Annotated in this window: 22 protein-coding genes and 1 pseudogene; 5 read left to right on the forward strand and 18 right to left on the reverse strand. The window is 37.3% G+C overall.

Going from position 1 to position 24,312, the window contains the following annotated elements; genetic code table 11:
* Positions 1-2: 2 nt before the first annotated feature.
* The 9 genes from HW423_RS02220 to HW423_RS02260 all read right to left on the reverse strand — a co-directional run bounded on the left by HW423_RS02220 (position 3) and on the right by HW423_RS02260 (position 9,590).
* Entirely contained in the window at positions 3-623 is a 621-nt protein-coding gene (locus HW423_RS02220) for an adenylate kinase (protein WP_218930325.1), read from the reverse strand.
* 131 nt (positions 624-754) lie between these two features.
* Positions 755-2,887, reverse strand: a complete 2,133-nt coding sequence (gene tcrB / locus HW423_RS02225; RefSeq protein WP_218930326.1) for a copper-translocating P-type ATPase TcrB — start codon at positions 2,885-2,887, stop codon at positions 755-757.
* Between the two features lie 138 nt (positions 2,888-3,025).
* Entirely contained in the window at positions 3,026-3,232 is a 207-nt protein-coding gene (gene tcrZ, locus HW423_RS02230; RefSeq protein WP_218930327.1) for a copper chaperone TcrZ, read from the reverse strand.
* An 84-nt stretch (positions 3,233-3,316) separates the two neighbouring features.
* The gene (locus tag HW423_RS02235; protein WP_218930328.1) at positions 3,317-5,782 is read right to left on the reverse strand and encodes a heavy metal translocating P-type ATPase; all 2,466 of its coding nucleotides are present in this window, start codon (positions 5,780-5,782) and stop codon (positions 3,317-3,319) included.
* A gap of 12 nt (positions 5,783-5,794) precedes the next feature.
* A complete protein-coding gene (locus HW423_RS02240) occupies positions 5,795-6,250 on the reverse strand; it encodes a CopY/TcrY family copper transport repressor (RefSeq protein ID WP_218930329.1) in 456 nt (151 codons plus the stop codon).
* Between the two features lie 401 nt (positions 6,251-6,651).
* Complete coding sequence (locus HW423_RS02245) at positions 6,652-7,245, reverse strand: YdhK family protein (RefSeq protein WP_218930330.1); 594 nt, start codon at positions 7,243-7,245, stop codon at positions 6,652-6,654.
* 155 nt (positions 7,246-7,400) lie between these two features.
* Complete coding sequence (locus HW423_RS02250; RefSeq protein WP_218930331.1) at positions 7,401-7,871, reverse strand: DUF305 domain-containing protein; 471 nt, start codon at positions 7,869-7,871, stop codon at positions 7,401-7,403.
* A gap of 728 nt (positions 7,872-8,599) precedes the next feature.
* On the reverse strand, positions 8,600-9,223 hold the full coding sequence (locus tag HW423_RS02255) for a reverse transcriptase domain-containing protein (protein ID WP_218930332.1): 624 nt from the start codon (positions 9,221-9,223) through the stop codon (positions 8,600-8,602).
* Between the two features lie 25 nt (positions 9,224-9,248).
* Complete coding sequence (locus HW423_RS02260) at positions 9,249-9,590, reverse strand: YdhK family protein (RefSeq protein ID WP_218930333.1); 342 nt, start codon at positions 9,588-9,590, stop codon at positions 9,249-9,251.
* A gap of 514 nt (positions 9,591-10,104) precedes the next feature.
* Between HW423_RS02260 and HW423_RS02265 the strand changes: the two are divergent.
* From HW423_RS02265 to HW423_RS02275, 3 genes and pseudogenes are all read left to right on the forward strand, one after another.
* Positions 10,105-10,668: pseudogene (locus HW423_RS02265) on the forward strand (recombinase family protein).
* Between the two features lie 142 nt (positions 10,669-10,810).
* Complete coding sequence (locus HW423_RS02270) at positions 10,811-12,154, forward strand: Mu transposase C-terminal domain-containing protein (protein WP_235956236.1); 1,344 nt, start codon at positions 10,811-10,813, stop codon at positions 12,152-12,154.
* Entirely contained in the window at positions 12,147-12,959 is an 813-nt protein-coding gene (locus HW423_RS02275; protein ID WP_218930334.1) for an AAA family ATPase, read from the forward strand. The genes HW423_RS02270 and HW423_RS02275 overlap by 8 nt, the downstream gene beginning before the upstream one ends.
* Positions 12,960-13,475: 516 nt before the next feature.
* Here the strand turns inward: HW423_RS02275 and gltX are convergent.
* The 5 genes from gltX to HW423_RS02300 all read right to left on the reverse strand — a co-directional run bounded on the left by gltX (position 13,476) and on the right by HW423_RS02300 (position 19,901).
* Positions 13,476-14,954 carry a glutamate--tRNA ligase gene (gene gltX, locus HW423_RS02280; protein ID WP_218930335.1) on the reverse strand — a complete coding sequence of 493 codons (1,479 nt, stop codon included), beginning with the start codon at positions 14,952-14,954 and terminating at the stop codon, positions 13,476-13,478.
* A 33-nt stretch (positions 14,955-14,987) separates the two neighbouring features.
* Positions 14,988-16,106 carry a PIN/TRAM domain-containing protein gene (locus HW423_RS02285; protein ID WP_218930336.1) on the reverse strand — a complete coding sequence of 373 codons (1,119 nt, stop codon included), beginning with the start codon at positions 16,104-16,106 and terminating at the stop codon, positions 14,988-14,990.
* Between the two features lie 52 nt (positions 16,107-16,158).
* On the reverse strand, positions 16,159-17,523 hold the full coding sequence (gene radA, locus HW423_RS02290; protein WP_235956250.1) for a DNA repair protein RadA: 1,365 nt from the start codon (positions 17,521-17,523) through the stop codon (positions 16,159-16,161).
* A 35-nt stretch (positions 17,524-17,558) separates the two neighbouring features.
* Complete coding sequence (locus HW423_RS02295; RefSeq protein ID WP_218930338.1) at positions 17,559-18,119, reverse strand: dCTP deaminase/dUTPase family protein; 561 nt, start codon at positions 18,117-18,119, stop codon at positions 17,559-17,561.
* Between the two features lie 297 nt (positions 18,120-18,416).
* Positions 18,417-19,901: an alpha-amylase gene (locus tag HW423_RS02300; RefSeq protein ID WP_218930339.1), complete on the reverse strand. Its 1,485-nt coding sequence runs from the start codon at positions 19,899-19,901 to the stop codon at positions 18,417-18,419.
* A gap of 138 nt (positions 19,902-20,039) precedes the next feature.
* Here HW423_RS02300 and HW423_RS02305 point away from each other — a divergent pair, with 138 nt between their 5' ends.
* Together HW423_RS02305 and HW423_RS02310 are read left to right on the forward strand one after the other, a co-directional pair.
* The gene (locus HW423_RS02305) at positions 20,040-20,519 is read left to right on the forward strand and encodes a nucleoside deaminase (RefSeq protein ID WP_235956238.1); all 480 of its coding nucleotides are present in this window, start codon (positions 20,040-20,042) and stop codon (positions 20,517-20,519) included.
* 73 nt (positions 20,520-20,592) lie between these two features.
* A complete protein-coding gene (locus tag HW423_RS02310; protein WP_218930340.1) occupies positions 20,593-21,018 on the forward strand; it encodes a PPC domain-containing DNA-binding protein in 426 nt (141 codons plus the stop codon).
* A gap of 104 nt (positions 21,019-21,122) precedes the next feature.
* Here the strand turns inward: HW423_RS02310 and HW423_RS02315 are convergent, their stop codons facing one another.
* From HW423_RS02315 to HW423_RS11380, 4 genes are all read right to left on the reverse strand, one after another.
* A complete protein-coding gene (locus tag HW423_RS02315) occupies positions 21,123-21,656 on the reverse strand; it encodes a DUF421 domain-containing protein (protein WP_218930341.1) in 534 nt (177 codons plus the stop codon).
* Positions 21,657-21,764: 108 nt separating this feature from the next.
* Positions 21,765-22,400 (reverse strand): DUF937 domain-containing protein, encoded by a 636-nt coding sequence (locus HW423_RS02320; RefSeq protein ID WP_218930342.1) that lies wholly within the window; start codon positions 22,398-22,400, stop codon positions 21,765-21,767.
* Positions 22,401-22,520: 120 nt separating this feature from the next.
* Complete coding sequence (locus HW423_RS11375; protein WP_328803109.1) at positions 22,521-23,444, reverse strand: helicase-related protein; 924 nt, start codon at positions 23,442-23,444, stop codon at positions 22,521-22,523.
* A gap of 21 nt (positions 23,445-23,465) precedes the next feature.
* Positions 23,466-23,978: a DEAD/DEAH box helicase gene (locus HW423_RS11380; protein WP_328803110.1), complete on the reverse strand. Its 513-nt coding sequence runs from the start codon at positions 23,976-23,978 to the stop codon at positions 23,466-23,468.
* Positions 23,979-24,312: the final 334 nt, after the last annotated feature.

A 24,312-nucleotide genomic window follows, 5' to 3' on the forward strand; every position in this document is an offset into this window, starting at 1 on the left:
AGTTATGTGTTTACAGACAATAAACCCTCATTTATATTGTCAAACACATTGTCATAATCCCCTTCACCATTGATAACGTAAAGCAGATTTCGCTCCTTGTAGAAGTGAATAAGTGATTCCATTAATTCCTTATTAATGTGTAGCCTATTTTCAATCACTTCTGGTTTGTCATCCAGTCGAATTTTTTCCCTTTTTGCTTCGATTTGGGAATTTCCTTGTTTTTCTTTTGAACGAAGATTCCCTCGTTGCGCTAACCGATGTCTTAACGTATCCTGACTTACATCTAAAAAGAAAACAGCGTCTAAATTCTGATTCTGATTTTGTAGGTAAGCTTCGAGCATTTTTGCTTGCTGTAGGGTACGTGGGTAACCATCCAGAACAAAGCCATTTTCAACATCTTTTGCTTGTAAGCGACTCTTAACCAATGAGTTTATCCACTCATCTGGAACTAGCTCTCCTTTATTCATATATTCTTGCACTCTGAGTCCGAATGTATCTTTCTCCTTGGTTGCTTCTCGTAACATTTCACCAGTTGAAATAGCCGTCAGATGGTACTCCTCTGCGATTCTTTTAGCTTGGGTGCCTTTCCCAGCACCAGGTAACCCTAAAAGGACCAGCCTCATAATTTTTCCTCCTTATAAACTAAAAAAGGAAGAGATGATTTTTTAAATCATTCCATCTCTTCCTTTCCTGTGAAACTATTGTATTTTTACACGATAAGGTCATTCAATTATTTCATGTGCCAAATAACTGTTTATTTTGGCTCTAATTTCAATGTCATAGCATTGATGGCAACAATTACAGTCGAAAGTGACATCAAGACGGCACCGACTGCTGGACTTAATGTTATGCCAATTGGTGCTAGTATTCCTGCAGCTATTGGGATCGCGATAAAGTTATACCCTGCTCCCCAAACAAGATTTTCTTTCATCTTACGTGTGGTCTTCTGAGCCAACTCGATAAAGGATTCAATGTCGCCAGGGTCTGACTGTGTCAAGATGACATCGGCTGAATCCAATGCCACTTGAGTTCCCGCACCAACAGCTATACCAACGTCTGCCAATGCAAGAGAAGGTGCGTCGTTGACCCCATCACCGACCATGATAACTTTCTTTTCTTCTGCTTTAAGTTTTTCAACTAATTCATATTTATCTTGAGGAGATTGATTAGCCAAATAATCAATACCTAAAATTTCTGCCGCTCCTTGAGCTGCTTTTTCATTGTCACCCGTAGCCATAATGGGTTGAATGTTATTCTTTTTAAGGGCTTGTATTAATTCTTTACTTGTTGGTTTTAATTCATCCCCTAAAGCTACAGCACCGATTGCTTCGTCGTTTTCTACTAAGACACTGAGGGTTGCTCCTTTTGGAATATCCATATCTAGATTACGTCCGTATGCTTTTTGACTGATTAATTGATAACGATGTCCGTTAGCTTGACCTTCTACACCAGCGCCAGAAATAACATCAATCGAATCAAAACTTACTGGACGTATACCTTGCTGTTCTGCGTAACTAATAATTGACTGAGCGATAGGGTGACTAGATCCACCTTCGATACCTGACAATAAGGCAACGATTTCATCTTTCGTATATTTATCATTAAAGAGTTCAACATCTAATACTTTAAACTCACCAGTTGTTAAAGTTCCAGTTTTATCTAAAACCATAACATCTGCGTTTGTAGTCAACTCCAAAGCGTCCCGGTCTTTCACTAATAATCCCCGACTGGCCCCTAAGCTGGTACTACGAGCAGTCACCAATGGAATAGCCAGACCCAGGGCATGCGGACAAGCAATAACTAATGTGGTGACTGTAAAAATAACTGCCGTTGGTACATCAGCTATAACCATCCATATGACAAGGGCAATAAGAGCTACAATAACCGCAATATAAAAGAGCCATCCTGCAACTTTTTGTGCAAGATTTTCTGCGCGAGAAGTTTGGCTTTGAGCTTGACTGATTAATGTCTGAACCTGAGAAATGAAGGACTTATCGCCCGTCTGCTTTATTTCCACATAGAGGACTCCGCCACCATTGGTTGATCCACCGATGACCTCATCTCCGGGATTTTTTTCAATTGGTTTCGATTCCCCAGTCACAAGCGATTCGTTTACACGTGATTCACCACGCTGGATCGTTCCATCTGCTGGAACATTTTCTCCGGCTTGAACACGGATAACATCTCCAACCTGAAGTTCAGACACAGGACGAGTCTCAATCGAATCGTCTTCTAAAACAACATGAGCATCTTTCGGCACCAACTCAGCCAATGCTTTTTGCGCGTCCCCTGCTTCACCCAACGCCTTCATTTCAATCCAGTGTCCTAATAACATGATTAAAATTAACGTTGTAAACTCAAAGAAGAAGTCCATGACATGTTCTCCGGTCACATATCGAGCGGCCACTGCGTAAACACTATAGGCATAAGAAACCGTTATTCCCAAAGTAACCAAGGACATCATGCCTGGAGCTTTTGAATTAAACTCATCTTTCGCACCCATGTAGAATGGTTTTCCGCCATAAATGTATAGAATTGTTGCCAATACAGCTGCTACAACGTCTGCATAAGGAAAGATAATTTGGAAAGGCAACTGAATATCCATCATAGGAGTAATGAGTAAGATTGCAATTCCTAATGGGAGTGACTTCAAGAAAATCTCCTTAAAGCTACCGTGATGGTGGTGGGCATGCCCTCCCATTGCGCCATGATCCATTTCACTGTGATCCATCGCACTATGATTCATCTTGCTGTGATCCATCGCACTATGATTCATCTTGCTGTGATCCATCTGACTATGTTCCATTTCATTATGGTCGTGTTTTGAGTGATCCATGTCGCCGTGATTATGATGACTATGTGACGAATGTTTTTTGTTATTCCTCATTTTTAATTCCTCCTTATTATATTAGAGACTGATTTTAAAGTTTTAGAACTTTCTCATCTAACACTGCATATAATTCTCATGAAAAGGGTTCTATACTTTATCTCTATCTACTATCTATGAATAAATGGTATTCGTACTTTATGCACTTAATATTGAATAGTTAGTTTCTGCTAAAGCAGCATTGAGCGTTTCGGTATCAATCTCTGTTTGACTTTCAAGTACTGCTTTTTTAGTCGCTAAATCAACCTCTACAGATTCAACCCCTTCAATAGCTGAAAATCTTTCTTGTACCGTGTTCGCACAACCTGCACATTTTACGCCATCTAATAAGACTTCTTTTTTCATTATTTTATTCCCCTTTTTTTTTTTTATCTTCTCCTATTATATAGAATAGGAAGAAGTTTAAATCCCAGATAAGCTACGTGTTTTCTAAACAACTGCTGGTTTGAATCGTCTTAACCGTAAAGCATTGAGCAAGACCGATACGGAGCTGAAACTCATGGCGACTGCCGCAAACATTGGACTCATCAATGGTCCGCCAAAAATATACAAGAGACCCATCGCAACTGGAATACCTACAAGGTTGTAAGCAAAAGCCCAGAACAAGTTTTGTTTAATGTTTCGTAGCGTTGCATGACTTAAATCAATCGCAGTCAATACAGCGGTTAAATCATTACGCATAAGGACAATATCAGCCGATTCAATCGCCACGTCTGTACCTGATCCAACTGCAATACCGATATCTGCTTGAGCTAATGCGGGTGCATCGTTAATGCCGTCTCCAACCATCGCTACCTTCTTGCCTGCCTCTTGTAGTTTTTTGACTTCCTCTGCTTTATCTTCAGGTAATACTTCACTTAATACACTGTCTATACCCACTTGCTTAGCAATCGCTTTGGCTGTTCGTTTGTTATCTCCAGTAATCATGATTACTTCAACACCGCGTCTTCTAAGTTCTTTAACAGCCTTCATACTATTTTCCTTGAGTGTGTCAGCTACTGCGATAATTCCAGCTAGTTCTCCATCAACAGAGAGATACATCGGTGTTTTTCCTTCGTCTGCTAAACGATCGGATTCTTTTTCCATGCTTGATAAATCAATCTTTTGCTCTAGCATCAGTTTACGGTTTCCAATGTACATATCTTTGCCCTCAATTTCAACTCGAATCCCGTGTCCAGGAATCGCTTCAAAATGATCTGGTTTAGCTAATGTCATGTTCTCTTCTTTTGATTTCTGTACGATGGCTTCGCCTAATGGGTGTTCAGAACCTGTTTCACCGGAAGCTGCATAATATAAAAGATTTTCTTTAGTAATAAGAGGAGTTACCAAAATATCCGTCACGATAGGTTTACCTTCTGTCAGTGTCCCTGTTTTATCAAATACAATCGTGTCTAAATTATGAGTGGTTTCTAACGCCTCACCACTTTTTATCAAGACACCATGTTCTGCCCCTTTTCCGGTTCCAACCATAATACTTGTTGGAGTCGCCAAACCTAAGGCACATGGACAAGCAATGACAAGGGTTGTTATGATAACGGATAAAGTAAATATTCCAGATTGACCTGCAATTAACCAAGCAATCCCTGCTAAAACGGCTAATGCTATAACAATCGGTACGAAATATCTGGTAATGATATCGGCCATTCGAGCAATGGGTGCTTTAGACCCTTGAGCATCTTCTACTAATTTTATGATTTGAGATAGAGTTGTATCACTTCCCACTCGAGTCGCGCGGTAATCAATGGAACCATTTTTATTGATACTAGCCCCAATAACCTCGTCTCCACTTTCCTTTTCCACGGGGATACTTTCTCCTGTCAGCATTGATTCATCGACTGAAGTGCGTCCCTCAACAACAACACCATCTACAGGCATACTTTCTCCCGGACGAACTCGAATAACATCTCCTAAAGCGACTTCGTCCACAGTAATCTCTTGTTCCACACCATTACGTATCACTCGAGCTGTTTTAGGAACCAAGTTGACTAATTTTTCAATCGCTGAGGACATTTGCCCCTTTGAGCGTTCTTCTAAAAATAGCCCTAATGTATGGAGCGTCAAGATAACTCCAGTTACTTCATAATAAAGTAAATCGGAAAAGTTGCCGTAACCTAAGCCAGTCCCGATTGTCACAGCAAGGCTGTAAACAAATGCAGACGCCGTACCAAGCGCAATCAGGGAATCCATATTTGGGTGACCTTTAAATAAGGTTTTGAATCCCTTCTGGAAATATTCCCAGCTTACTACCATTATCGGCAAAGTCAGAATAAGTTGTAAAAGAGAAAAATTAAATGCATTTATCATTGGGTCAACGATATTTGGTAGAGGCATCCCTACCATTGGACCCATGGATATAATTAATAAAGGGATTGTAAATATAATGGATATCCCAAAACGATTTGAAAGTTGCTTCATTCTTTTCTCTTTTTTCTCACGCTTCTCTGCTCGTGAATTATCTTGAGTCTCAGTTGTTTCTAATACGGCTGCATAACCACTATTGGATACAGCACCAGTCACATCAGATACTGAAATTGCTGACGGGTTATAGGAAACTTGCATTTTTTCTGTCGCTAAATTGACTGAAGCTTTATCTACGCCCGACAACTTTCCGACAGCTTTTTCAATTGTCTGTGCACAGGATGCACAGGTCATCCCTTCTATGGCAAAGGTTTGCGTCGTTCCTTCTTGGGCAATCAGTTCATACCCTGAATTATCCACTGCTTTTTGTAGATTTTCTACCGAAAAAGTTGGTTCATCGTACTCTATACTTAACTTCTCTGTTGCTAGGTTTACGGAAGCCTGTGTGACCCCACGAACCTTTTTTGCTGCTTTTTCTACTGTCTGTGCACAAGACGCACAGGTCATACCTTCTATGGCAAATGATTTATTCTCCAATTTTTTCGCTCCTTATTCTCTATGATGATGTAAATGGCAATCGCATTGCCCTTCTGCACACTGACAATCAACTTCTTCTACTGCAAAAGCTTTTTTCATCTCTAATATTTCTTCTAGCCGTTGGATATCATCGAAACTTAAAGTATGATCCTTAATGATACTCTCTATTACATTCCCGACATTCTTCCGACAAATACGATCGAAAATATCGTTTGTAAAACTTCTTACCGCTTCTTTCTCTTCGATATTTGCCGAATAAATATATTTTCTACCTTCTTGCTCTGTATTTAGTGCGCCTTTTTCCACGAGTCGACCTAAGAGCGTTTTGGTTGTCGCTTGTTTCCAGTCCATTTTCTCTTCCAATATAGAAATGACTTCTTTACTAGTCACTCGGATATTCGCCCAGACTACACGCATAACCTCCCATTCAGCATCCGTGATATGAGGGTTTATAACTATTGTACTCATTCTCTTCACTCCTATTCGCTTACACATGTAAACTAAAGTATTTGAAGAAAGTCTACCATTGTAAACCTTCTTTGTCAAGTATTTACTTAAAAATAAAGGAGGACGGATATTCTAATACATTTTTTATTATGAGCAATTTTGCACTACCTGATATTTTTTAAAATTTCTTTCCCGTCAGAAAACTTTAGGGAACTGTAAAAAGATATATTTGAATGTCTGATCTACTGTTAGTGCATTATTGTTAGTGCATTATCAAAATCGAAAATTGGCATAATAAAAAACCCTCTCATCAATTAATTCAAAATTTGCTCCAGAGGAATAATAAAAAAGGAGAGAACACTTAGCTTAATTCTCTCCTTTTGATAAAGTATATGTTTACGTCAATGGAGATAGCATACGTTTTATTCAGCCGGTGCTAATTCATCTTCAGTTAACCATTTGTGATTCGCGACGGTATCTCCAGTTTCAGTATCAGTATAGGTAACCATATAGACTGTTGTGTCTTCTGCTGAATCAATAGTAGCTGTGGCTCCTTGCATACCTGGCATGTGATAAGCTTCTAGAACTACTTCATCACCTGCTTGATAAGGTTCTTCTTGGGCGTTTTCAGTTTCCTCGCGCACGACCCATTTATGATTGGAAATTTCTTCACCTGTTTCAGTATCAGTATAGGTGATCTCATAAGCAATTGAATCAAAGGCGCCCACAATCTCGCCTGTGGCTCCCATCATCCCTGGCATGTGATCGGTTTGAATAATCACTTCGCTGCCAACAGGATAGGTTGGGTTTTCTGCTTCTTCCAAATCTGCTGGGATTTCACCAGATTCATCGTGCACCATGCCGCCGTGATCACCACTTTCTGAAGATGTTTCTTCGGTTGTCGTTTGATTTGTATCTGTTCCAGTAGATTCATTTATCTCGTCACTGCCACATGCTCCAAGTAATAAGGCGGATGACAGTAAAATAGTTCCTATCCATTTTTTATTCTGTTTCATTTTTTCCTCCTGAATTAAAAAAAATAAAGCTCTAAATTTAAAGTTATTCTTTTATAAATTCAATTATAAAAATGGGTCGGTTAATAGTAACTTGAACATTCTTTTACGTTCCCACCGCAGAAATCAGTTTAGATTAGTTTGACAATCTATGCTGTTTAATCATCTTGAGTTTGCTTCCCATTTTCCTCTATGTCTTCTATCAATTGTTCCATTTCAGCAATTTCTTCTTCTTGGGCTTGGATAATTTCTTCGCTTAATTGCTGCACCCGTGAATCTGTGAGATTGGCATTTTCACTCGTCATAATAGCAGTAGAATGGTGTGGAATCATAGCTCTCATCCAAGCAGTATCATCTACGCCAACTTGGTTTTGAATAAGCCCAAACGATCCCACCACGAGTAAAACCGAAAGTCCCATTATGACGGTATTTAATTTTTTGTTGTCGTACATTTTCCACATAAAACCCATCATAATTATTGCCATGACAGCCCCCATTAGAATAGCCATATAAACACGGATTTGACTCAAGTAAATATGTGCAAATTCATTAACATTCACAAACATTAGAAAGTACATCACAACAGTAGAAGTTAAAATCATTAATCCGAAACGTATATATTTATTCACAGTTAAACTTCCTTTCTTAGTAATTTTTTATTATTAAAAAATTTTTAAATCGACAAGTATTTTAATGTACCAATCGTGATTATTGAACTAATTCCTCCTCAACAAACCATTTATGATAAAGAGCGACCTCCTCCCATCTGTTGGCTGATAATCCACCATATAAATATTCGTTGTTACAGTTTAACTTCAATTGACTCAGCAATTTATCTCCTCCAATAATAAGTTTCGTCTACAGATATAGATATACACTATGTTCTTAGTTTATGGCTGTCTATCTACATTGTCAAAGATTTCGACTTTTTTATTAATTACAAGTAAAGACTTATGTCTGTTTACCATTTTTTCAATAGTTGAGAAGCGGTTCTACAATAAAGAAGTAGACCGTCCTAGAAATTAAAAACAGAGTAATTATTCGTTAGATCGTCTTTAAATCGTTTATTAATCTCACTAAGTTTTATTTTAATTGTTTTAGAGGGCTTCTTTTACAAGTTCAGTCAAGCCCATAATCTTGTGTAAAATACTATGGATTTATTCCTCTAGAAACAATGGTGGACTGGTCTAAGAAAGAAGTGAAACTGCATGGAATTGCGCTCAAAAAAATGTGGCACACTTACGGAGAAGGAACCATTGAAAGATTAAAACGTGACATGGAGAGCCTGAATAAAATTGGACAATGCCAATCGATCATTCATCAGCTCGACGATGTACTGCCCGAATTATGGAGATCTTTAAGAGAGACGGATAAAGAACAGTTCTTGACCAAGTATGGACGGAAATGGGAAAAATTCAGGAGTCCGATCCCAAAGCAGACCGGACTTCAAAAAGTTCCAGATAATTCTTAATATCACTTTGTCATGAATATAGTATTCGAGATTATTTCTTAAAATCTGATGATTGATGGTGTCGAAATAATTCTTCAAATCACAATCTACCACCACTCGATAGCCTTCTTCATAGTAGCCAATCACGTGCTCGATTGCTTGATGCGCATTCCGGCCTTTACGGAAGCCATAACTGTATTCCGAGAAATGTGGGTCAATAATCGGGTCAATGACCTGTAAAATCGCTTGTTGGACAACACGATCCCTGACAGTCGGTATTCCTAAACGACGGACACCGCCGTTTGCTTTGGGTATTTCTACCCGTTTAACCGGCTGCGGTTGATAGGTACTGTCCTTCAATTTCCGGACAATCGCTGACCCGTAGGTCTGCATGTGTTCTTCCAATTCATCGACGGTCATACCATCGACACCGGGAGCCCTTTTGTTCTTTCGAACCTTTTCAATGGCTCTTTCCATGTTGTATTTATCGACTACTCGGTCGATAAGTGAGATATCATTTTGTCTGTTCATATCAGTGTTACGCCCCTACGCACTCCTACATATGTTTTGCTTCCAAGGTAACTTCTGATCCGATTTCCAACGGTTCTACCTGATCTTTAGCTTCGGTAATTTCTTCTTGAATGACCCATCTATGATTATCTACAACTTCTCCTCCATTAGTAGGTTGATAAGTGACCTCATAGGCAGTTGTATCGAAAGCTCCCACTACTTTAGCAATAGCACCTTCCATGCCTGCCATATGGACGTGTTGAATCGTAACCATTTCTCCTACTTCAAAGAGTTGGTTTTCAGCTGACTCTAAGCCTTCTGGTAACTCACCAGATTCATCGTGCATCATTCCTCCGTGACTACCTTGATCGCTACTATCTTGGGACATATCGCTTGTTTCACTGGCTAGCAATTTCGAACTAACTTCAGTATTATTTAATCCATTGTGAGTAGCAACGGAAACGTTAACCTCTGGTGAATAAAAACTTATCAGTGTTAAGCTGAAACGGATAAGAGACCATTTACACGTGTCTTTTTCAATTTATTTCTCTCCTTTTTAGCCATCTATTTATGTCTACAAAAGTAGACGATAGAACGTACATCTAGTTTATGACCATTCTTATATATAGTCAAACCTTAAACTTGAAATTTAAGATTTTTTATTTTTTTAGTCCTTAGATTACAAATTAGTAAAGGCTCTAAAGTTCTAAAAATTTAGGGGCATGTTTTTATATATAAAACAGATAGTCTCAAAAACAATCGATTTTGAGACTATTCTAAACAACTAAAATTTCAGCTGAAAAGAGACCTTTTCAAGCATCAAAACTTTACTCTTTATCTACGTTTCTTTATCCCCCCTTTGTGATCCAATTGAGAAAATAAAAAAGAGAAGAAAGAGGATTATGAGTGGGTATGTATATGGGTATGCCAGAGTAAGTACACGTTCACAGGAATTGGATCGCCAATTGGTCTGACTCAATGACCGAAATTGCAATGAGATACTAACCGAAAAGATGACGGGAACCAAAGCTAACCGTCCGCAATTAAATCGACTGAAAGATAAATTGCGTCCAGGTGATACAGTTGTCGTGGAAAGCTTCTCTCGTTTGGGTCGCAGTACAAAAGATTTAATTGAACTTGTAAATTACTTTGAAGAACATAATATAAAGTTGACCAGCTTAAAAAAGAATTTTGATACTGCCACTCCACATGGTCGGCTTATGATGACTGTATTTCAAACATTTAGCCAATTTGAGCAAGATTTAATTGTTGAACGTACAAAAGAAGGTTTAAAAAGTGCTCGTGCGAGAGGGCGAAAAGGCGGTCGTCCGCCTGTAAACCAACGAGATATTGAACGAGCAATAAAATTGTACGAAAGTCAGGATTACAGTGTGAAAGAAATTGTTGAAATGACTGGAATAAGTAAAGCCACTCTTTATCGTTATTTAAATAAGAAGAAAAAATAAACTATTAACCCCCTCTATTTGCAAAAGGAGATGTTTCATGGAAAAAGACCTGCCTCCATTAACTTCACATTCAGAAGAACATAGACAAAGAGCCATGGATAAATACAGAGTCATTGCACCCTATCTAAACCATGAGTAAAGTTTGAAAAACATTACCGAAGAATCAGGTATCCCGAAAAGAACCTTATACCATTGGATAAACCAATACCGACAATCGGGGCTAAAAGGACTGGTTCGAAAAAAACGATCAGATTCTGGAAGCTTTAAAGTGAAAGAAAACGTACAAGAAGAAATCAAAAACCTGATATTCAAACACAGAAAAAATGCCTTAACTTCTATCCATCGAAAAATCTGTATAATTTGCGAAATAAAGAATTGGGAGCAACCTAGCTACATTCAAGTGTATACAATTTCGAAAAATCTATCGCCACAATTAAAGGAATTAGCCCATAAAGGAAAAAAAGATTATCAAAATAACTATGATTTGATTTATCGACGTGAATCTCATTACTCCAATGAAATATGGCAGGCTGACCACACTCCTTTGGATATCCTTGTCTTAAACGAAAAAGGAAAGCCAGAGAGGCCATGGTTAACAATTATTTTTGTTGATTATAGCCGAGCAGTTGCAGTTTATTTCCTTATTTTTCAGGACCCTTCTGCTATTCAAACTTCTTTAGTCTTACACCAAGCAATATGGAAAAAAAGCAACTCTGATTGGCAAATATGTGGTATGCCTGAAACTTTCTATACCGATCACGGAAGTGATTTCACTTCAAATCATTTGGAGCAAGTTGCTATTGATTTAAAAATCAATCTTATTTTTTCTACGGTAAGTATGCCAAGAGGACGGGGGAAAATAGAACGCTTCTTTTTAACAATTAATCAATTGTTTCTGCAAGATTTACCAGGTTACATTGGGAATCAAAATACTTTAAATCTTCTTACGATAAAAGAGCTTGATGAGAAATTAGCGCATTTTATTATATATGACTATCACCATAGAGTGCATGGCACTACAAAACAGGAACCTATAAAGATGTGGAATAATTCAGGATTTCTTCCTCATCAACCAAATAGTCTAGAAAGTTTAGATTTATTGTTATTAAATGTTGGAAAGCCAAGAAAAGTTCATTCTGATGGAATTCACTTCCAAGGTTTAAGATATATTGACACCAATTTAGCAGCTTATGTAGGTGAAACTGTTATCATTCGATATGATCCAAGAGATATTGCTGAGATTCGTGTATTTTACAAAGACCAATATTTATGTACGGCAATTTCTCCTGAAATTTCTGATTACGAAGTCGATTTAAAAGAGATTGTTGCGGCACGTAATAAAGCACGGAAAAACCTTGAAAATCAGCTCCATTCTGGAAATAATATTGCGGAAGAACTTATTTCATCTAAGCAAAAAGAGTTAGACAACCCTATAATCAAAAAAGATTCTAAGAAGTCAAAAATTAAGAGGTATTACAATGATTAAAACATCCTGCTTTATTGAAATAAAAGAATTTAAACGCTTTGTAGAATTTTGTCAGGCATGTATCAAATACAAATATATCGGAATTTGTTATGGATTACCCGGAATTGGAAAAACTTTATCCGCTAAGCAATATTCAAATTGGAATTGGGTCGAAAAACAAATTGATTACAAAAATTCGGACGAAATCGGAATGAACACAGATAAAAAAATCCTTGCAGCGAAAACAATATTTTACACCGTTCCAGCCATTCGGGCGACTAAAATGACGAATGAAATCGATATGATTGGTGGTAAAATGGATATGGTTAAAAGTATGTATAGCGTTCTTCAGCTAGGAGCAGAAGAAAAATACTCAACGAATGTATATGAAGAGATTGATCTCATTATTATTGACGAAATAGATCGATTAAAAGTACAGCATTTAGAACAACTAAGAAATATTTATGACCAAAACGATTTAGCTATAATCTTTAATGGAATGCCGGGCATTGAAAAGCGATTGGCTCGTTATCCTCAACTCTACTTCAGAATAGATTTTGCCCATGAATTCGACAGGTTGAGTAAATACGAGATCCACCATATTATGGAATACAAATGGGATGAGTTAGGATTATCTGTCCAACTGGAACATTTTGCTAATTATGAAGCTGTCACTAGTATTATTAAAATTACCAGTGGAAATTTTCGACTTATCCAAAGACTTTTCATCCAAATCGAAAGAATATTAGAAATCAATAACCTTGAAACTATCACGACAGAAGTAGTGGAAGCTGCACGAGATAGTTTAGTCATTGGAGTAAAATAAGTAACAAAAAGGACTATTTCATTTAGCGAAATAGTTTTTTTGTTCTATTAGTGCAACATAGCGCTTGAAGTTAGTGCGAAATAAAACCAAAATTTACAAAAAGAGCTTACGATCCGACTACCTATTGATTCTGTAACTCACTTCGTTCGTACAGAATCTAATGCGGTAGTTCGTCCTTTGCAAGCCACATGAATTCTCTGATGTCGCTTCAACATGCTGAGTAGTAATCTAGAGAAATATATTATTTAAATTTATTATGATAGAGTTAGTTTATGAAAGCGAAAAGAGTGAGATACCGTAGTAACAGGAGGACTAGCCGCACTTGAAACCGTAAGAGCAGAGCGAAGTAAGGGTTCAGTAGTACAGCGAGGCAGAAGATATATCCCTCGACGTAAGTCGACGGGATTAGCTGAAGACGTTCCACTACGGTCACCGAACCCTTCTCACTGGAATATATGAAATAACTTCAAAATAAATAGGACCCGACAGCGTCGGATCCTTGTATTAAAAATATGCTTAATTCATTTGAGTTTTCACTTGTTTAATGTGATCTAACGCTTTTTCTTTACCTAAAACTTCAATCACGCTTGGTAAGTCTGGACCATGCATTTGTCCGCTGACAGCGATACGAATAGGCATGAATAACTTGCGACCTTTAACGCCAGTTTCTTTTTGAATCTCTTTCATTAACGGTTTAATGTTTTCTGAAATAAATTCAGCTTCTGGTAAAGCTTCTAATTTCTCAGCCATTGCGTCGATAACAACAGAAGCTGTCTCTTGGCTTAGCTCTTCTTTTGAAGCTTCATCAATATGTAAATCATCATTGAAGAATAAACTTGATAAATCAACGATTTGTGCACCGTATGACATTTCGTCGTGATATAAGCTTACTAATTTACGCGCCCATTCAATTTCTTTCTTATCAGGTTCATCGTCAATCAAACCAGCCTCTTGTAAATGAGGTAATGATAGATCAACAATCTCATCTAAGCCTGCAGCTTTAACGTAAGTATTGTTAATCCAATCTAATTTCTTCGCGTCAAACGCGGCTGGAGAGGTTGATAAACGATCAACATCAAAGATTTTGATAAATTCTTCTTTAGAGAAGATTTCATCTTCACCTTTTGGTGACCAACCTAATAACGTAATAAAGTTAAACATTGCTTCTGGTAAGTAACCTAAACGACGGTACTGTTCGATGAATTGTAAAATTCCACCGTCACGTTTACTTAATTTTTTGTTCGTTTCACTGTTAACAATTAATGTCATGTGACCAAAATTTGGATATTCCCATCCAAACGCATCATAAATCATCATTTGTTTTGGAGTATTTGCAATATGGTCGTCACCACGTAAAACGTGAGAAATTTCCATAAAGTGGTCATCCACAGCAACAGCAAAGTTATAAGTAGGCATACCATCTTTCTTTTGAATAACCCAGTCACCTGAGATATTTTTTGATTCAAAGCTTACTTTCCCTTTAACCATATCTTCAAATTCATAGACTTCGTCTTCAGGAACACGGAAGCGAATCGCTGGAACACGTCCTTGCGCTTCAAATGCGTCGCGCTCTTCTTGAGTTAAATTAGAGTGTTGTCCGCCATAGTGTGGCATTTCTCCGCGTGCGCGTTGTGCTTCACGCTCAGCTTCTAACTCTTCTTCAGTCATATAACATTTGTATGCTTTATCTTCTTCGATTAATTGATCGATTAATGGTTGGTAAATGCTTAGACGTTCAGATTGACGGTATGGACCATATTCACCCGGGTTTAATGGGGATTCATCCCAATCAATACCTAACCAACTTAAGTTATCTAACTGGCTCGCTTCACCATAATCTAAGTTACGGCGAGTATCTGTATCTTCCGTTCTAATTATAAAGTCTCCCCCGTTATGGCGAGCAAATAAATAATTGAATAACGCTGTACGCGCATTCCCAATATGTAATTCTCCTGTTGGACTTGGTGCATATCTTACACGAATTTTAGAACTCATTCGATTCAAACTCCTTTTATCTTTAATTTAATTTTATTTACTTTCAATTCTACCACTTGAATGTGTAGGTTTTGCAAAAATCATACGCCCTGCTGCTGTTTGAATGGTACTTGTGACTACAACAGAAATACGTTCATTCATAAAGTGCTGTCCTTCTTCGACAACAATCATTGTACCATCTTCTAAATAGGCTACTCCTTGTTTACGTTCAGTACCCGCTTTAATCACTAATACATCTAGTTCCTCACCAGGGATTAATACAGGTTTAACTGCATTCGCTAATTCATTAATATTAAATATTGGAATTGCTTGGAATTCAGCCACTTTATTCAAGTTGAAATCATTCGTCACAATCGCTGCATCAATTAATTTAGCTAAGCGAACAAGTTTACTATCGACTTCATCAATATCTTCGAAGTCACCCTCATAAAATTCAATCGGTACTACTTCATTTTTCTGCAATTCATTCAATATGTCAAGTCCGCGGCGTCCTTTGGCACGTTTTAATGAATCAGCAGAGTCGGCAATATATTGTAACTCTTGAAGAACAAAGTTTGGTATCACTAACACACCTTCTAAGAAGTTTGTGTGAACGATATCCGCAATCCGCCCATCAATAATAACACTCGTATCGAGTAATTTATACTTTCTAAACGTCTCATCTGCCTTACGTTCTAACACTTGATTGTCTGAACTTTCCTCTTTTTCGCCTACTGGCTTGCTAAACTGTCCAATGAAATTCTGCCACTCTTCTTTACGACTAGTTGCTGTATTATAACCTACTAAGGCAAGTGTCACTGATAATACGACAGGTAAAACTTCTGAAACAAAAGGAATATTTAATGATGCAAAAGGCAAAGCAATTAAATACCCTAAGATTAAACCGATTAAAATCCCAATTAATCCTAAGACTAGATTTGAAATTGATAATTGATTAATTTTTTCCATAAGTCGTTTCACTGATTTCTCTATTAATGGGGCTGTCAATGTACCCAATAGAATGAATAATAGGCCAAAAATAATAGCATTAATATAAGGATTACTTAAGTAACTTAAACGAATATTTAAATTTGCCCACAAATGCGGACCAACAGATACCCCAAAACTTAATCCAATAATAATGGATAAAAATATAATAATTCTCTTATACATTATGTCACCTCCTAATCATATTTTGACTCTTAATAATCTTACTTTCACGTAGCTAGCGTGGAAATACTTTTCTTACAGCTTCTTGAATGGTTTTGACAGGAACAATTTCAATGTCAAATACATCTTTTAAATCTTGGTAATTATTCTTTGGAATAAAGACCCGTTTAAAACCTAATTTAGCCGTCTCTTTTAGACGTTCTTCGATTTGACTCACGCGGCGGATTTCTCCAGTCAAGCCAATCTCACCAATATAACAATCATCCACTTGTGTGGGCTTATTCCAATAGCTTGAAGCGATACTCATCGCAATCGCTAAATCAATCGCGGGCTCGTCTAATTTTATACCACCTGTAATCTTAAAGAAGGCGTCTTGGTTTTGAACTAAGAGACCACAATGCTTCTCCATCACTGCAAGTAACAGTGATATACGTTGATAATCAATCCCACTCGCTGTTCGCTTAGCAGTCCCATAGACAGTCGGTGTCATGAGCGATTGAACTTCAGCTAAGATGGTCCGCGTCCCTTCTAAGGCCGCAACTACCGTTGATCCTGTTGCTCCAAGAATTCGTTCTTCCAAGAAGAGTTGTGACGGATTACCGACTTCTTTCAATCCAACGTCTAACATTTCAAACACACCGAGTTCATTTGTTGATCCGAAACGGTTTTTTACTGCTCTAAGGACTCTAAAGCGGTTATGCTTCTCACCTTCAAAGTATAAGACCGTATCTACCATATGTTCTAACATACGAGGTCCAGCAATATTACCTTCTTTAGTTACATGACCGACAATAAAAATTGCGATGCGGTTTGACTTAGCAATACGCATTAAAATTGCGGTCGCTTCACGGACTTGTGACACAGAGCCAGCGACTCCTGTATGATCAGGTATCGACATTGTCTGAATAGAGTCAACCACGACCATGTCTGGTTCTAAACGTTGGATTTCACGGGCAATTAAAGCTAAATTCGTATCAGCTAACAAGTAGAAATTATCGTTATTTAATTCTAAACGTTCTGCACGTATCTTAATTTGAGAAAAACTTTCCTCTCCTGTCACATACAAAATCTTTTGCTTTTGAGCGAGTTGCATCGCAACTTGTAAAAGAAGTGTTGATTTACCAATTCCTGGATCTCCACCAATTAATACGAGTGAACCCTCAACAACCCCGCCACCGAGGACTCGGTCAAACTCTTGAAAGTCAGTACTCATTCGATCTTCTTGAGTATATTCAATTTCGTCTAATTTTAAAGCGCTACCTTCTTGGCGTTGCTTCGATGTTTGGACATTTATTTGGTCTTTACCCTCTGCAGCAACAATATCAGCTGGTTTTTCTTCCATCTGATTCCATGCACCACAACTTGGACACTTACCTAGCCATTTAGGAGATTCATAACCACAAGCTAAACATTCATACATTAATTTCTTTTTAGCCACGATGATCCTCCTTTTATTTATTCAGTGTCTGAAGAACCAAACCCACCTGTACGTTGAGTTAAGCCACCTTCATCGCCATCTGTTTTTAAAAACTTCGTAAAGATTCCTTGAGCAATACGATCACCTTTTTTAATCGTGAAATCTGTTAAACCATAGTTAATGAGTTGAACATAAATATGTCCTTCGTTCTTCTCATTATTATAATAGTCTTGATCAATGATTCCAATACTATTTGGTAAGCTTAAAAAGCGTTTAAGAGGATTGCTTGAACGGTTCACAATTTGTAAGTACTCATCCTCTTGCATATACGATTTAAGTCCTGTCGGCACTAGTGTTGATTTCAAAAGAGTTGAATTTTCCTCAGTCTCAGTTGGCTTCGTTGGTGCAATGTTAAAGATTTTTCTGAATTCGTCAGCAAAATAACCGAGTAATTGCTTCGCCATACTTGGAATCACAATTGTCTCGGCTGATTCGATATCATATCCTGCCGCATGTGTTGTTGATCGTTGAGGGATTTGAATATCTTTATCATGATACGCTTTGACTACTTCAAAGCCACGTAATTTTTCTTCTGTCATAGTCATCCTCTTTCTATCAGTTTCTTATCTTCTATTCTACCAAATTTTAGCTCTTAAATGGAGACTAAGCATTTCTTTTTCTATGATTAATTTATGAATGTCTCTTTATGAAGTATCATAATATGTTGAACAATTTATGAACTTCATTATATCCGATTTAAAGTGAAATTTACTCACTCTAAATAAAAACAAAAAACCCGCTTGTATGTTAGATGTAGCTGGTACAAATTATTCGTTAATCTGTCTAACAAACATACTGGGTTTTGGTTTTTATATTGACTTTTAAATTGGTCAGTTTTATTTATTTAGATGTTCTTCAATATCTCGCGGTGCCCAAACTGAAATGGAGCCACCATTTACTGGGAACGTTCCCCAGCCGTCTTCTTCAATGGTTACTTCACCATCATGATGACCTAAGTAATCCACAAACACTTCACCTGGCTTGGCAGTCGACACTTGCATACGTTTCTCTCCACCGCTATTGTTACTAATAACTGTAGCTAAACCATCTGGGAAAGTTTCATTCCCTTGACGAGTCCAGCCGACAACATGTGCATCATCAAAGTAATCATATTGATCACCGTACGCAAACGTTCGGCGAATAAATAATAATTTATCAATGATTTCTTGAAAACTTGTTTGACCAAACTCACCTTCGACACCGTAATAATCTCCATAGAAGACCGTAGGTAAGCCGGATTCACTTAGGAGTATAATACCATAAGCAAGCGGTTTAAACCAATCTTCAACAAAGCTTTCTAATGACTGCCCATGTTGCGTATCATGATTCTCAACAAAGGTTACGGCATTCCACGGATTTTCTTTCATCAGCGTTCCATCAAAGATTTGGCTTAAATCATAGGCCTCCCCTTGTTTACTTGCATCAAAGAAGTTCATATGAAGTTTAACATCTACTAAATCAAAGCCATATTCGATATCCTCTAGATAGCCTACTTTTGAGTCATAGTCGGCTACCCAATACTCACCAAATACATAGAAGTTTTCTGCCCCCATTGCATCCGTTAAGATAGATACTAAATCTGCCACAACTTCTCTGTTGATATGCTTAATCGCATCCAATCTGAACCCAGATATACCAGTAGTTTCAATGAACCAACTCGCCCATTCTTTGACATTTTGGATGACTTCAGGGTGATCAAAATCAATGTCAGAAAACATTAAAAAGTCAAAATTCCCTTTTTCGCCATCAACATATTCATTGTCAGCCCAACCTTTATTCTCACCTTGGATTTGGAAGATACCTGTCTCGTCATTACGCGCATCATAATCGATCCCTGAGAAATGATACCAATGCCATTCAAAATCATTGTATTTTTTATTTCGTCCTGGGAAATTAAAATGCGTGTAGCCTTCAATTTCATAAGGTTCAGAAATCGGTTGTTGGCGATTTTCTGGATCCATTTTCATTACAGTAAAGGTCTCTTTTTTATCACCATTTGCCTTATGATTCAATACGATATCTGCAATTGGCTTGATACCATTCTCTTTTAAAGCATTAATCGCTTCTAAATATTCATCTTTTGTTCCGTATTTAGTTCGTACACTTCCGTTTTGGTCAAATTCACCTAAATCAAAAATATCATAGACACCATAACCTGCATCATCTGTCCCTGTTGCTTTAAAGGCCGGCGGCATCCAAACTGACGTAATCCCAATTGAAGCTAAGTGTTTTGCGTCGTCTTTTAAACGTTGCCAATGTTTTCCGTCATCTGGTAAGTACCATTCAAAATACTGCATTATTACACCGTTTACATTATTCATTGTATACCTCGCTTTTATTAATTTGTTATTGAATTTATATATATATTTTACCATAATATTCCAAAAGCAAACATTAATAGGCATTATTGAAAGTAATTTACCTTTCTTTGGTATAATCAATTAAAGGAGCAGTGATGTATGATGATTACAGAAAATGATAAAAAATATTTAACTCGTTGTGTTGAATTAGCGCAATTAGCCTTAGAAAAAGGCGATGAACCGTTCGGTTCGGTCCTTGTTTCTGAAGATGGGGAAACTTTATTTGAAGATTATAATCATGTCTCAGGCGGCGACCATACACAACATCCCGAATTTGCGATTGCACGCTGGGCTGCGCAAAATATGAAACCAGAAGAAAGAGCAAAAGCAATTGTCTATACTTCGGGTGAGCATTGTCCAATGTGTTCAGCTGCCCATGCTTGGGTTGGTTTGGACCGGATTGTCTATGCAAGTTCTTCTAAGCAACTTGCAACCTGGCTAGAAGAACTTAATGTGGACCCATCACCTGTTTATAACCTACCGATTGAAGAAGTTATCCGCGACGCAAATGTTGATGGCCCTGATCCAGACTTAGCTGAAACTGTTCGTCAATTGCATATTCAACTTCATTCCCAATAACCCATTCACGAAACCCTTTTCATTGAGTTTGAAACTCAATTCCGTTATCGTGTTGATAAGAGGAGTGATAGTTATGAATTACAAACGCTTTGATCAAACCATCGTTTTACGTTTAGACCGCGGAGAAAAGGTAAAAGAATCCATTCAAGCGGTCTGTGAAAAAGAAAATGTAACGCTCGCAACAGTGAATGGTATCGGAGGCTTAGATAGTGCTTCGATTGGCATTTATAATTTTGACACTTCGGATTATAAGATTAATGAGTTTAATGAGTTTTTAGAGTTAACTTCCTTGTTAGGTAACGTCACTCAAATGGATGGCGAATATTATGGGCATTTCCATGCAATTGTGGGTAATAGTAAAGGCGATGCTTTTGCTGGAGATTTAGATGAAGCCGTTATTGGTGTTGCAGGCGAAATCTTTATCCATATTATTAACGGCACCGTTGAACGTTCCGTTGATGACGAAACGGGTCTAAACGTATTAAACTTTGATAAATAAACAAAATAGCAAGGCTGCTTCTTTTGAGCGTGAGGTGACCCCCGTAAAGTTAGATTTTTAACTCTAACTTTCGGGGGTCACCTCAATACTATGTTCCTTTTTATTTAGAAATGATCTCTATCGGAGTCTACATCTTCTAAACTAGTGAATGAATCCTTGGCTTTAAGAGTATCTGTCTTTGGGATGACTGAAAAAGTTCCGTCCGTTTCAAGAACAACTGCTTGGACATCGTCTAGTATTGCTTGACCATCTGAACGAACGACCTGTAAAATTTCACTTTTGGTCACACGTTCCTTTTTTAATGCCCATTCATCGAATCTTCCATTATAAAATAGTAATCTGGGTGTAGCCTTCACTAAGCTATTAACTAAATCTGAACGAACCGACAACCAACTCGTTATAATTTGTAAGAATAACAAGAGTGAAAATGCCATAATCCCATCCAACAGTGCTAAGTTTTCGTCTGTTAATATTGAAGCGAGAATAGAACCTAGAGCTACAGTAACAATAAAATCAAAAGAATTCAATTTTGATAAGCTACGTTTTCCTGTTATTCTCAAAACAAAAATAACTAATAAATAAGCAAGGGTTCCAACAATTAAAACGCGAGCGAATGAATAAGTGTCACCTAGAAACATCTATACATCAATCCTTTCATTTAAAAATTAAAACACCCTCTAAGTTTATTGTTGATATCTTCTTTGAGGGTGCGAGTTATTTATGATACTAATCATCTAACAAATTATTTATTTAAAAAGATCAAATAAACTGCCTAACAATCCACTGTCATTTTTCTGGGTGTTAGTAGAATCTGTTAAGTTGCTAAATAAATCACCCAGTAAACCACCTGATTTTGATTGGTCATTTGTATTGAAATCTCTAGCACGCATAGCTGCTTCGCGCGTTAAGTTTTGAGTTTCTTTTTGTACACCTTGGGCATCTAAATTTTGCTGTCTCTTACGATCCGCTAAATATTTAATTGCTATAGGTGCTAAAATAGCCATTGTTCTTTTTACCGTATCGGGATTGACACCTAAGCGGTCAGCCAACGAATTATTTACTTCTTCTTGCTCATTATTAAATACGTGCCCAACAATTTTTTGTCCATCTTGGGGATCAACATTCTTTGAAAATTGATTGAATGACTCATAGTTGTTTCTTTCTTGATGTTGATTCAACGCTTGGTTAAAAGATTCTAACCCTTGTTGATGTTGGTTGTTACGATTCATTCCTTGTAAAAGCAGTGGCAATCCAATGGAGGCAATTTTAGCAAAATCATTCGTATCTACACCAGCTTTACTTGCTAAATTTTTTCCTTCTTCATGTTGGTCTGGTTGCATTAAAGTACCCATTAAATTTCCTATATCGTTAAATAATGACATCTTGTATTCCTTCTTTCTGTTCTATTTTCTATTTTTTCGTCAACTAAATCGTATAGAAAATGAACGACATAATTCAACTCATATGCTTAAGTAAAAGAGTTACAAAGGAACTTTCATCCATTATCTTCTTTTGCGCGCTTTACGAACTTTCAATGTTTTACCTTTAATCGTGCGGTTTTGCATTTCAGAAATGACATGAGGGCCCTTTCCATTTAAAATATCTACATAAGTCACATTTTCCTGAATCGTGATAATGTCGATATCTTCAGCTGTCATTCCTTTAATATTCGTTAAAGTGCCGACAAAATCAATAGCTCGTAATTTTTTCTTCTTGCCACCATTGAAATAAACCTTGGTAATGTTCTTATTTAATTCTTTATTTCTTGCGGCTTTTGGTGTGACTCGTGTTTGTATTTTCTTTTCAAAAGACGATTTTGCTCGATTGACCGCACGTTCGTTAGGTGTAAAAACTTCAGTAAGCTCATAGTTACCTTCGAAGGTATAGTCACAAATTTCTTCCCAACGTCTTTGATCTTGATTACTTACCATCGTTAAAGCCAATCCTGTTTTCCCAGCTCGACCCGTTCGTCCTGATCGATGTATAAAGCTTTCTTTTTCAAAGGGAACATCATAGTTTATCACGTGTGTCACATGATCAATATTAATTCCTCGAGCAGCTACATCAGTCGCTACTAAATAGCGCAGTTTGCCAGAACGGAACTCATTCATGACAGCTAAGCGGTCATTTTGTTCCATACCCCCGTGTAATTTATCGACAGGTAAATCGGCTTTAAATAAATAATCAACAACCGAATCTACCGTATCTTTTGTATTACAAAAAATTATACAGGCATCTGGATTTTCAATCGTTAATAAGTCGAGTAATAATTTTTCTTTTGAAGAACTTTCCACATGAATAAATGAATGTAAAATTTTAGGTGTGTTTTCTACTGACGATTCCATTCGGACAGAAGTTCGATCGGAACGCATATACATACTGACTAAACGTACAATTTCTGAAGGCATAGTCGCAGAAAACAGCATGGTTTGGCATTCTTTTGGCAGTTAATCCATTACTTCCTGGACTTGGTCAATAAATCCCATATTCAACATTTCATCCGCTTCATCTAAAACCAGATGATGGATTTTATCGACAACTAAAGTTCCTTCTCTTAAATGTTCCAATAGACGACCTAGGGTTCCAACAACCAGGTGACTTTTTTGTTTCAACTCGGATTGTTGTGTTTTAAAAGAGGATTTTCCAAATACTGCTGTTACCTTGATTCGTTTTAATCGGCCAATATTCATAATATCTTCTTTCACTTGAAGAGCCAGTTCTCGGGTAGGTACCAAAATAAGGGCTTGAGGTTTATTCTCTTCCCACTCTGCTAGTTCACAAAGCGGAACTCCAAAAGCAACGGTTTTACCACTACCTGTTTGAGATTCGACGATAATATCTTGCTTCGCTAATGCCAGGGGGATGACTTTTTCTTGAACTGGAGTCGGCTTATAGTAACGAAGGCTTGTTAGTGCTTGTTCAATTTCAGCGTTAAGCTTAAACGATTTAAACGATGTCATTGTAATATTTTCCTGCTTTCTTTTTCTTCAATAGGCTAGTATAACAGATACCAATTGAATTTCATCTAAAATAATAGTCTCAAAGTCTATGTTTTAACTTTGAGGCTTCAGTGACTATAACAACTCTTCCAGTACTTCTAATCCGTAATTGGCTAAAAATGCACTATACATTAGTTAAATGAGAATAGGCTTTTATTCAGGATTATAAAAAGTATAACCATATTTAGTCCTTTCCATCTGCTATTATCTAAGTTCATTCTTCCGACTCCTCTTCTAGATAAATATTATTTGTCTACATGGTTCTTTGTTGCCCTTACGCATAATAAAAGCAATT

Source organism: Ruoffia halotolerans (genome assembly GCF_014049385.1).
Classification (GTDB): domain Bacteria; phylum Bacillota; class Bacilli; order Lactobacillales; family Aerococcaceae; genus Ruoffia; species Ruoffia halotolerans.